This is a genomic window from Amycolatopsis thailandensis (assembly GCF_042723255.1).
Lineage (GTDB): Bacteria > Actinomycetota > Actinomycetes > Mycobacteriales > Pseudonocardiaceae > Amycolatopsis > Amycolatopsis thailandensis.
Map to the genome: position 1 here is coordinate 1 of NZ_JBHXJK010000212.1, position 10,018 is coordinate 10,018.

General features: G+C 68.6%; 10 protein-coding genes. 2 read left to right on the plus strand and 8 right to left on the minus strand.

Annotated features, from left to right (window positions below; translation table 11 throughout):
* Window positions 1–87: 87 nt before the first annotated feature.
* From ACFWMR_RS40875 to ACFWMR_RS40900, 6 genes are all read right to left on the minus strand, one after another.
* Window positions 88–483 carry a sigma factor-like helix-turn-helix DNA-binding protein gene (locus ACFWMR_RS40875; protein ID WP_378382269.1) on the minus strand — a complete coding sequence of 132 codons (396 nt, stop codon included), beginning with the start codon at window positions 481–483 and terminating at the stop codon, window positions 88–90.
* Between the two features lie 124 nt (window positions 484–607).
* A complete protein-coding gene (locus ACFWMR_RS40880) occupies window positions 608–1,480 on the minus strand; it encodes a nuclease (protein ID WP_093936530.1) in 873 nt (290 codons plus the stop codon).
* A gap of 134 nt (window positions 1,481–1,614) precedes the next feature.
* A complete protein-coding gene (locus ACFWMR_RS40885; RefSeq protein WP_378382270.1) occupies window positions 1,615–3,303 on the minus strand; it encodes an L-lactate permease in 1,689 nt (562 codons plus the stop codon).
* A gap of 1 nt (window position 3,304) precedes the next feature.
* The gene (locus tag ACFWMR_RS40890; RefSeq protein ID WP_005165190.1) at window positions 3,305–4,087 is read right to left on the minus strand and encodes an IclR family transcriptional regulator; all 783 of its coding nucleotides are present in this window, start codon (window positions 4,085–4,087) and stop codon (window positions 3,305–3,307) included.
* Between the two features lie 280 nt (window positions 4,088–4,367).
* The gene (locus ACFWMR_RS40895; protein ID WP_378382271.1) at window positions 4,368–4,775 is read right to left on the minus strand and encodes a CoA-binding protein; all 408 of its coding nucleotides are present in this window, start codon (window positions 4,773–4,775) and stop codon (window positions 4,368–4,370) included.
* Between the two features lie 34 nt (window positions 4,776–4,809).
* On the minus strand, window positions 4,810–5,382 hold the full coding sequence (locus ACFWMR_RS40900) for a hypothetical protein (RefSeq protein WP_093936526.1): 573 nt from the start codon (window positions 5,380–5,382) through the stop codon (window positions 4,810–4,812).
* A gap of 132 nt (window positions 5,383–5,514) precedes the next feature.
* Between ACFWMR_RS40900 and ACFWMR_RS40905 the strand changes: the two genes are divergently transcribed.
* A complete protein-coding gene (locus tag ACFWMR_RS40905; protein WP_093936525.1) occupies window positions 5,515–6,312 on the plus strand; it encodes a 2-keto-4-pentenoate hydratase in 798 nt (265 codons plus the stop codon).
* On the plus strand, window positions 6,309–7,070 hold the full coding sequence (locus tag ACFWMR_RS40910) for a 2-keto-4-pentenoate hydratase (RefSeq protein ID WP_378382272.1): 762 nt from the start codon (window positions 6,309–6,311) through the stop codon (window positions 7,068–7,070). Before ACFWMR_RS40905 ends, ACFWMR_RS40910 begins: the two co-directional genes overlap by 4 nt.
* Here ACFWMR_RS40910 and ACFWMR_RS40915 read toward each other — a convergent pair.
* Together ACFWMR_RS40915 and ACFWMR_RS40920 are read right to left on the minus strand one after the other, a co-directional pair.
* Complete coding sequence (locus ACFWMR_RS40915) at window positions 7,051–7,935, minus strand: alpha/beta fold hydrolase (RefSeq protein ID WP_378382273.1); 885 nt, start codon at window positions 7,933–7,935, stop codon at window positions 7,051–7,053. The two genes, ACFWMR_RS40910 and ACFWMR_RS40915, sit on opposite strands and share 20 nt — an antisense overlap.
* Before the next feature lie 88 nt (window positions 7,936–8,023).
* Window positions 8,024–9,925, minus strand: coding sequence for an ABC transporter ATP-binding protein (locus ACFWMR_RS40920; RefSeq protein ID WP_378382274.1), 1,902 nt, complete (start codon window positions 9,923–9,925; stop codon window positions 8,024–8,026).
* Between the last annotated feature and the right edge of the window lie 93 nt (window positions 9,926–10,018).

Consider the following 10,018-nt stretch of genomic DNA (forward strand, 5'->3'; position numbering starts at 1 on the left):
CGTCGTGCACCCCCTGACTCCCCGCGTTACGCCCCCTGGAGGGGGTTTTTGCGTGTACCAACTACCGCATCCAGAGGACGAAACGCGTCAGGCGGGGGTGGGGCGCAGAGTGGTCAGGGCCCGGTGCTGCGCCAGCCGGACGGCCTGCACGGAGCAGCCGAGCGCCAGCGCGGTGTCGTCGGCGGAAAGCCCGACGAGCGACCGCAGCACCATGATCTCGCGCTGCTGCCCCGGCAGCCCCGAAAGCGGGTTCGGCAGTTCCGCGGCGGTCCGGTGGAAGTCGTCGACCAGCCCCCGCGTGACGTCGTAGGCGAACGTGAGCAGCGCGGGCACCCCGGCCGCCCCGGCGGCGATCTCGCGGCAGCTGTGCTTCGCGACCTCGTCGGCGGCGTCGTAGCTTCCCGAACGCCGTCCGATCCGTGCCCGGCAGTAGCGCACGACCAAGACGCGGACGGCGTCGACGATCTTCGATCCAGTCTCCATCCGCCCGCCGGCCTCCTCCGACCGCCGCGAACCGTGTCCTTGCATCGGCTCCCTCTCCCACCTTTCAGATGAGCACGGCCGAAGGGGAGGGAGGTACGGTCTTTTTGCCCACACGGGGCACGGTTCAGGCCTCGATGAAGACGATCCGCTCGGGTTCGATCGTCAGGCCGACGGTCTGCCGCTTCACGCTCACCAGGGTTTCGAATTCCGTGGCGTGCCCGTCCGGGACGGTGAACAGGCGGTCGTCGCGGGAATCGAGGAAGTCCGAGAACCCGGTCAGGGACACTCCGCCGGTTTCGTCGAGCGCGAGGTAGTCGACGAGCCTGCGGAACAGTTTCGGCAGGATCACCAGTTCGTCGGCGAGCTGCCGCCGGGACGAAAGCTTGAACCCGGAGTTCGTGACGTCGTGCGGCCACAGCCCGAGCCCGTCCTGGCGCGCTTGGACGGCGGCTTCGGCCAAGGCGTCACGGAGATCCGGGTAAAGCAGTGAATAGAACGTCGGATAGACGAGTCCGTCCGCGATCTGCCGGTAGTTCGCCGAGTTCTTCAGCGTTTTGACGTCGAGATTGACCTTGGAAAGATCGGCCGACCTTCCGGGGCGTTGCCCGGGAAAGGCGAACGCGACCGCTCGTCCGTATTTGTCGGCGAATCGCGTCAGTATGTGACCCGGTACCTTGATCGGGGTCGACGAAGTGACCGTTCCCCGATCGTTCCGCTGGACTGTTTTGAAGCCGAGGACCTTCAGCAGGTTCGCCGCCGCGGCGTCGGCGAATTCCGCGGGCTGGTGCCACATCCCGCCGGTTCCCCTGGCCTGGTAGTGCGTTTCGAGCGCGTCGATCGCGTCGAGCCGCAACTGCATCCCGCCCCGCGAATTGAGCCGGACCTTCAGCCCCGCCTTCTTGGTCGCCTGGGGATCTTCGGGATAGAACCGAACCGAATCGCCGTCCGGTGAGGCTCCGACAAGCTGGAAAGTTCCTTTGATCAGCGTCATGGGCATGAGGACAACGGTAGTTCTCATTCCGGTGAACGAACCAGGTGTTCATCCATCCAGAGCAGTCGCCGGTAAAGATCAGATGACCACTGTGGACATTCTCGGAGATCGATGACGGTCGAAGCCGAAAGTATTCACGGTCACGACGGGATCATGAAACTCAGCACGGTCGCCTGAAGCAGCGAGATCACCCCGACCACGGCGGTCAGCACGACCGACCACAGGAACGTCTGCCGCAGTAGCGCGCCTTCCTGTCCGGACTGTCCGATCGCGGTGGCGCCGATGGACAGGTTCTGCAGCGAGATCATCTTGCCCATCACGCCACCGGAGGTGTTCGTCGCGCCGGCGAGGATCGGGTCGACGTGCAGTTGCTGCGCCGAGATCACCTGCATCGGCCCGAAGAGACTGTTCGTCGACGCGTCCGAACCGGTGAGGAAGACGCCCAGCCAGCCGATGTAGGCGGAGAACAACGGGAACAGCACGCCGGTGGTCGCCAGCGCGAGACCGAGGGTCTGCGTCGCACCCGAATAGTTCATGACGAACGCGATCGCGAGGATCATGAAGATCGTCGCCAGCGCCCACCGCATCTGGTGCAGGGTCCGGCGATACGTGGCCAGCAGCAGCCGGGGTTTCGCGCCCATCGCGAAACCAGCCACGACAGCCGCGAGCAGGGCCACGGTTCCCGGCGAATAGAGGAAATCGACGGTCAGCGTCGCCGCGTACGGCGTGTCCTTCGGCGTGATCGGCGCGTGCTGGACCACCTCCTTGTGCAGTCCGGGCCACGCGAACACCCAGTCGGCCTTGTGCAGCAGCTTCGTCAGGTCCAGCCAGTCCGGCAGGTTCTTGAAGATCGTGCCGATCCGGGAAAGGAAGATCGCCGCGATCAGGACGATGTACGGCGCCCACGCGTACAGCGCGCCGCGTCCGGCCTTCGCCGCGCCGAGGCTCGCTCCGGCCCTCACCGGCTCTTCGCCGTCGAAACGCCAAACCGCCGACGGCTGCCAGAACCGCGTCAGGATCCACAGCGACGCCATCGCGGCGAGCGCGGCGACGACGTCGACGAGGCTCGGGCTGATGAAGTTCGAGGTGACGAACTGCATGACCGCGAACGACAGACCGGCCGTCAGCACCGCGGGCCAGACCTCGATCATCCGTTTCCAGCCCGCGAGGACGACGATCAGGAAGCCGGGGACGATCAGCGCCAGCAGCGGGAGCTGGCGCCCGACCATCGACGAGAACAGATCCGTCGCCTGTTCGGGGTTCATGCCGAGGATCGGCGCGGTCAGCCTGCCCAGCACGATCAGCGGGTTGCCGAGACCGCCGAACGCGACCGGCGCGGTGTTCGCCAGCAACGCGAGCACGACCGCCTTCACCGGCGGGAAGCCGAGCGCGGCCATCATCGCCGCGGTGATCGCGATCGGCGAGCCGCCGCCCGCGATCCCTTCCAGCAGCGCGCCGAATCCGAACGCGATCAGCAGCGCCTGGAGGCGGCGGTCCTCGCTGAACCCGGCGAGGACCGCCTTGATGTCGTCGAACCGTCCGGTCGCGACGGTGACGTTGTGGAAGTACACGGCGTGGAACGCGATCCAGGCCACCGACCACACCCCGAACACCAGCCCCATGGCGGCGGAGTCGAAGGCGAGCGCGGCGGGCATGCGGTACAGCAGTACCGCGACCAGCAGCGCGGTGATCAGCGCCAGCGCGGCCGAGAGACGCGCCGACCGGCGAAGGACGCCCAGTGCCACCAGCAGCACGATGATCGGCAACGCCGCCAGCGCCGCGGACAGCCAGAGGCCGCCCGCCGGCTGGTAGTCCTGGATCCAGCCCACCTCAGCCCCTTTGCGCGCGGACGTAACCCAGTCGCAGCGACAGCGCGGCGGCGGTCCCGGCCACCGTCGCGCCGAGTTCGTCGGTCCGGCGGAGCACGCGTCCGGCGGGGCCCGCGATGCTGATCGCGGCGATCGGCCGTCCGGTGTGGTCGCGGACGGCGGCGGCCACGCAGCCGACGTCCGGTTCGTTCTCGACGTCGTCGACGGCCCAGCCGCGGCGGCTCGTCCTGGCGAGGTCGTCGAGCAGCCGGGCGGGATCGTTGATCGTCTTGAGGGTGAGGCTGTCGAGTTTCATCCGGCGGATGCGTTCGACGCGGTCCTGTTCGGGCAGCGCCGCCAGCCACGCCTTGCCCAGCGATGTCGCGTGCTGCGGGCGGCGGGTGCCGAGGCGGCAGGCCAGCGTGACGGCGTTGGCGCTGCGTTCGGTGGCGACGTAGACCATCGTGTCGTTGTCGGGGACGGCGAGATACGTCGTCTCGCCACTGCGTTCGGCGAGCGACGCGAGATAGCGCGGCGCGCAGCGGTGGAGATCGGTCGCCGCCATCGCGCGGGCGCCGAGTTCGACCAGCCGGGTGCCGAGCCGCACGCGGCCGGTGGCGCGATCGGCTTCGAGGTATTCGAGATTCTTGAGGGTGCCGACGATGCGGTACGCGGCGCTCCGGGAGAGACCCAGTTGCCTGGCGATCGCGTTGGTGGAAATCTCCTGGTTCTGGCCGACGTGCTCGAGAACCGCTAGTCCGCGCTCGAGAGTGCCACTGGAATCCAGGCCGCGTGGTGTGCCCACTTCGCCCTCCGTTGGACCGGGGTACCGATGACCGGCACCTGTTTCCGCTAAGCGGATTCGGACGTTAACAGCTCCGCCGACCCTTGGGAAGGTTTCTTAACAAACTGTCGACCGGACAAGTTTTCCCAGCTCGGGGGCTTCCGGTCAAGATCACCGGTTTGGACCAATCCTTTCGGCGGTTCCGATTCGGCGTATGACTTCAGGGGGCATTTTTCTGTTCACGGATATGAAAGAACCCCCGCCGGAAAATCGCGGCGAGGGTTCGGGACGGGGCCTGTTTCTAACGCACCGAGAGGTCTCCGACCGCTCGGACGACCGCCGTGCAGCGGTTTTCGACGTAGTCCAAACCGCCCTCTTCGGCGATCCGGCGGGACTCGGCGGAGACGATGCCCTGCTGCAGCCAGAGCGCCTTCGCACCGATCGCGACCGCCTGTTCGGCGATCGGCGGGGTGTCCTCGGACGGACGGAAGACGTCGACCAGGTCGACGGGCTCCGGGATGTCGGTGAGCGAGCGGTAGACCTTCTCGCCGAGCAGCTCGTCGGCCGAAGGATGGACGGGAATGATCCGGAAGCCGTGTTCCTGCAACACGGCGGCGACACCGTGCGAGGCCTTGGCCGGATCGCGGCTCAGCCCCACGACGGCGATCGTCTTCGAACCGGCGAGGATCTCGGTGGCGCGATCGGTCATACCGGATTCAACCGCACCGGGCCCCGGGGAATTCCTAGAGCTTCCACAGCCGCAGGCCGCGTACCCGGTACACCGGCCAGACGACGTGCCAGGCGCGGCGTCGCAGGAAGACCGCGGAACAGGTCAGGACGCTGCGCGCGGACGTCGTCGCGACGTCGTGGCGGTCCGGCCAGCTCTCGCCGTGCCGCCCGGCGGCGATCCGGAAGACGTTGACCAGGCCGCGGCCCTGCATGTCGAACTTCGCGCCGGTGTCGCCGGAATCCGGGGCCAGGGAGGCGATCTCCGGGCCGAACGCGGTCGCGGGCGCCGGCCCCGCGTCGGCGGGGAGGTCACCCACGGTCGCCGAGATCGCCTTGCCGTACAGACGGCGGCTGTAGCGCGTGAGCAGCAACCGCTCCCACAACGGCAGGACACGGCGGTGCTTGAGCAGCGCCGAACACTCCGCGTGCCCGATGGCGAAGATGTCGGTCAGCTCGTCGTACGCGTTGTGCGTGGCGGGTTCGTTGAGGTGCACCCGCACCTCGTACCGGATACGCGCGGTGAGCTCGTCGAGCTCCTCGCGGCGGTCGATCCTGGTCTTCGCCCGTGAGAGCGTCCAATCGGACATGGGAAGCAGGCTAGGTGATGATCGGGGCGGTGCGAGACCCTTTCGGCCTAATCTCGTCGTACCGGCCAGTGGAACGGGCGTCTTGTGCGGGCCTGGGTGAGGGGGCAGAGTTCGGCTGGTCGGAAGGAGCCCATGGACGCCAGCACGCTGCAGGAGGCCGCGGCCGCGCTGCTCAGCGCGTACGAGACCGGCAAGCCGATCGCGCCCCTGATCGAGACCTATCCCGCCGCGACGCTGGAGGACGCGTACCGCATCCAGCAGCGGCTCGTCCGCCACTGGGCCGAACGCGGCGACGGCGTGCGCGGGCACAAGGTCGGCCTCGCGTCCGCCGCCATGCAGCGGCAGATGGGCGTCGACCAGCCCGACTACGGCCACTTGACCGCTTCGATGTTCCATCTCGAACACCAGCCGATCCCGATCGGCGACTTCCTGCAGCCGAAGATCGAACCGGAGATCGGGTTCGTGCTCGGCTCGCGGCTGCGCGGCCCCGGCGTCACGGTGGCGGACGCGCTGCGGGCGGTGGACTTCGTCGTCCCGGCACTGGAGATCGTCGATTCCCGCATCCAGGACTGGAAGATCAGCATCGTCGACACCATCGCGGACAACGCGTCCTCGGGCGGCGTCGTGCTCGGCAGCAGGCCGACCGCGATCGGTGACCTCGACCTGCGGCTGGTGGGCTGCGTCCTGCACCAGAACGGCGAGATCGCGGCGACCGGCGCCGGTGGCGCGGTCCTGGGCTCGCCGGTGAACGCGCTGGTGTGGCTCGCGAACACGGTCGGGCCGCTGGGTGTCGCGCTCGAACCCGGGCACGTCGTGCTGCCGGGTTCGATGACGCGCGCGATCCCGGTGAGTCCCGGCGACACCGTCGTCGCGACCATGGCGGGGCTCGGCAGTGTCACCGCGAAGTTCTCCGGGGAGGAGCGATCGTGAGTCTGGATGTGCGTGAGGCGGCGGAGGCGCTGCTGTCCGGGGAAGAGCGCGACCCGCTGACCGACGCGTGGCCCGCTTTGGACGTCGAAACCGCGTACGCGATCCAGGACGAAGCGCTCCGGATCCGGCAGGAGCGCGGCGAGACGCTGATCGGTGTCAAGCTGGGCCTGACCTCGCGGGCGAAGCAACAGCGCATGGGCATCGACTCGCCGCTGCTCGCGTGGTTGACCGACGCGATGGTGCTCCCCGCCGGTGTCCCGGTTCCCTCGCTGATCCATCCGCGTGCCGAGCCGGAGCTGGTTTTCGTCATGGGACAACGACTTTCGGGTCCCGGCGTGACCTCGGCGACCGCGCTGGCGGCGGTCGAGCGGGTCCACGGCGGGGTCGAGATCATCGACAGCCGTTATCGCGACTACCGCTTCGCGCTGCCGGACGTCGTGGCGGACAACGGCTCTTCCGCGTACTTCACCCTCGGCCCGGTGGGCGCCGAGCCTGCTTCGCTGGACCTTTCGCTGGAGGCGGCGCTGCTGGAGGTCGACGGCGCCATCGTCGACACCGCCACCGGGGCGGCCGTACAAGGACATCCGGCGGAAGCGCTGGCGCTGGCGGCCAACGCTTTGGGCGCCCGCGGGCTCGCGCTGGAACCGGGCTGGATCGTGCTCACCGGCGGGATGACCGACGCCGTCGACGTACGACCGGGTTCACGGGTGGCGGCGCATTTCTCGCATCTGGGCTCGATCACGCTCGCCGGTTCTTGACGTCGGCGCGGTCCGCGGTCCGGACCAGACCGCGCGTCAGCCGCGGCCAGATCGCTCGCGGGAGGTCGTGCCCCATCCCGGGAACGACGTCCAATTCGGACTCGCGCAGCGCGCGGGCCGTCGCCCGGCCACCGGAGACGTGCACGAGCGGATCCTTCGAACCGTGCACGACGAGGGCGGGGATCCGGAGTTTCCGCAACGCGCGGAAACGATCCCTGCTCGACATGATCGCCGCCAGCTGCCGCGCTGTCCCACCGGGGTTGACGCCGCGATCGAAGGACCGTTCGGCGCGCTCACGCATCCGGGCTTCGTCGAAGGGGTAACCCGGCGAGCCGATGACCCGGAACGTGCGCACCAGGGAATCGACGTACTCCTCGCGGCCGCGCGGGGGCGCCGAAAGCAGCGTCGCCATCGCCTTGGCGCTCGGCCGTCCGACGAACCGGTTGCCGGTCGTCGACATGATCGACGTCAGCGACCGCACCCGCGACGGGTACTCGATGGCGAGGGTCTGCGCGACCATCCCGCCCATCGACGCGCCCACGACGTGCGCGCTCCCGACGCCGAGCCGGGTCAGCAGCCCGGCGGCGTCGCCCGCCATGTCCGCCAGGGAGTACGGCGCCGTGCGCAGGGTGTACGCGAGCGGCAGGTTCACCCGCCCGGTCATCCGGCTGGACCGGCCGGCGTCGCGGTTGTCGTAGCGGATGACAAAGAACCCCTCGGCGGCGAGGTTCTCGCACAGCTCGTCGTCCCACCAGACCATCTGCGAGGCCAGGCCCATGATCATCAGCAACGGCCTGTCGTCCGGCGAACCGAACGTCTCGTGGCACAACTCGACGCCGTTCACTTCGGCGATCGTCTCCGGCATTCCGACAGTGTGACCAGGTGCTGTCCTGTAAGTCCATCCGCGGTCTTCGCGCCCAGGAAGCCCATCGAACGGACTCACAGGACAGCACCTAGTCCCCGCGATACGCGCGAGCCTGGATCTCGTAAAGCTCGTGGTAGAGGCCTCCTTCCTCGATGAGTTCGGCGTGCGTGCCCTGTTCGATCAGTCGTCCTTTCTCCAGTACCAGGATCCGGTCCGCGGAGCGGATGTTGGCCAGCCGATGGGTCACCAGGATCGTCGTGCGCCTGCCCGCCCCGGAAACGCTCGCGTGCCGCAGCCCGGCGAAGACCCGCGCCTCGGCCTTGGCGTCGAGCGCGGCCGTCGGCTCGTCGGCGACCAGGACGGCGGCGTCACGGTAGATCCCGCGGGCGATGCCCATCCGCTGCCACTGCCCGCCCGAGAGGTCCTGCCCGTCGTCGAACTTCTTGGACAGCACCGTTTTCTCCTTGGCCGGCAGGGATTCGATCACCTCGTCGGCGCCGGAGGAGGTGATCGCGTCGAGCCAGGCGACGCGATCCGGGTCTTCGCGGCCGAGCCTGCCGACGGTCACGTTGTGCTCCGCGGTCATCGGCCATTCGGCGGGATCCTGGGCGATCACGGCGATGTTGGCGTGCACCGACTCGTGATCGGCGCCCGCGAGATCGACGCCGTCCCAATACACCTTTCCCTCCGAAGGCGGGTACAGCCCGGTGAGCAGCTTGCCCAGCGTGGTCTTGCCCGAACCGTTCTCGCCGACGAGGGCGACCACTTCGCCGCGCCGGATGGTCAGCGAAACCTCGCGCAGCGCGGGGTTTTCCTGGCCGGGATAGGTGAAAGTGACGTCTTCCAGCCGGATCTCCGCCGGATCCGGCGGGGCGGCGACCCCGTCCTTCAGCGGGCCGCGTTTCCCGGATTCCACGAGCAGCTTGTGGAAGAAGGCGATGTAGAACGACTCCTCGTACAGGGAGTTCACCGCGTGCATCGTGATGGACAGCGAGTTCGACGCCGTCCGCATCGCGAGCGCCGCCGTCCCGGCGAGGGCGAGTTCCATCTGGCCGCTGTAGAGCAGGAAGCCGAGCACCAGGTACGCGATCGCTGTCCCCACCCCGGCCGCCGCGCGGCCGGTCAGCCGGACCAGGTTGCTGCGATGCGCGAGCCGGACCTCTTCGCGCATCAGGCTTTCGGTGATCCGCCGGTACTCGCCGAGCAACGGCTCCTGCAAGGTGAGGGCGTGCCGTTCGAGGGCGAATTCGCGGTACGTGGCGACTTCCTCGACGATCCCCTTCCGGATGTTCCGGCCGACGGTGTCGAGATAATGCCGGTAGTTCAGCCGCGCGACCTTGGCCGCCGACCAGCCGTCGGCCACCGCGGCGAGCAACAGCACCGGCGCGAGCCACGGGTTGAGCAGACCCGCCGCCACCAGCGCGGCGATCAGCGAGATCAGCGCCGACGTCAGATCCGCGAGCCAGCGCAGGCTCATTTCGATCGAGCGGACCCCGTATCGCGCGCCCTGCCTGGCCAGCTCCCGGAAATCGGCGTCCTCGAAGGCCAGCAGCCGGACCCGGACCATCGCGGCGGTGACCTCGTCGCCCGCCGAGGTCACGATCCGCGGCCGGAGCGCGCCCTCGACCGCGGCCACCGCCGTGTCGAGCAGCGCGCGCAGGGCGTACGTGCCGACGACGATCAGCAGCGCGGGCAACGATTCCAGCACCCTTTCCGGCGTCGGCCCGCTTTCCAGCAGCGCGATGAACACGTTCGCCGTGGCCAGCAGGCCGAACGCGGTGACACAACCGGAAAGGACGTGGACGACGCCGGCGAGCAGGGTCAGCCGCGGCGACGTCCGCCAGGCCAGCCGCAGCACGATGGCCACGGCGGACGGGAGCGCGCGGATGGCCTTGGCCATCCCCGCCTCGGCCACGGTCTCGTCGACCGCGGCCCATTCGGGCATCTTCAGGTTCTCGACCCCGATCAGGGGCACGGGCGCTTCGGGCACTCCTTCTTCTCTACGCGCCCCCACCGACATTTCCGAGAGCTGAAGGGGTCGGTTGGGTCGTGAGTGGCTAGGACGGTTCTAACCGTCCTAGCC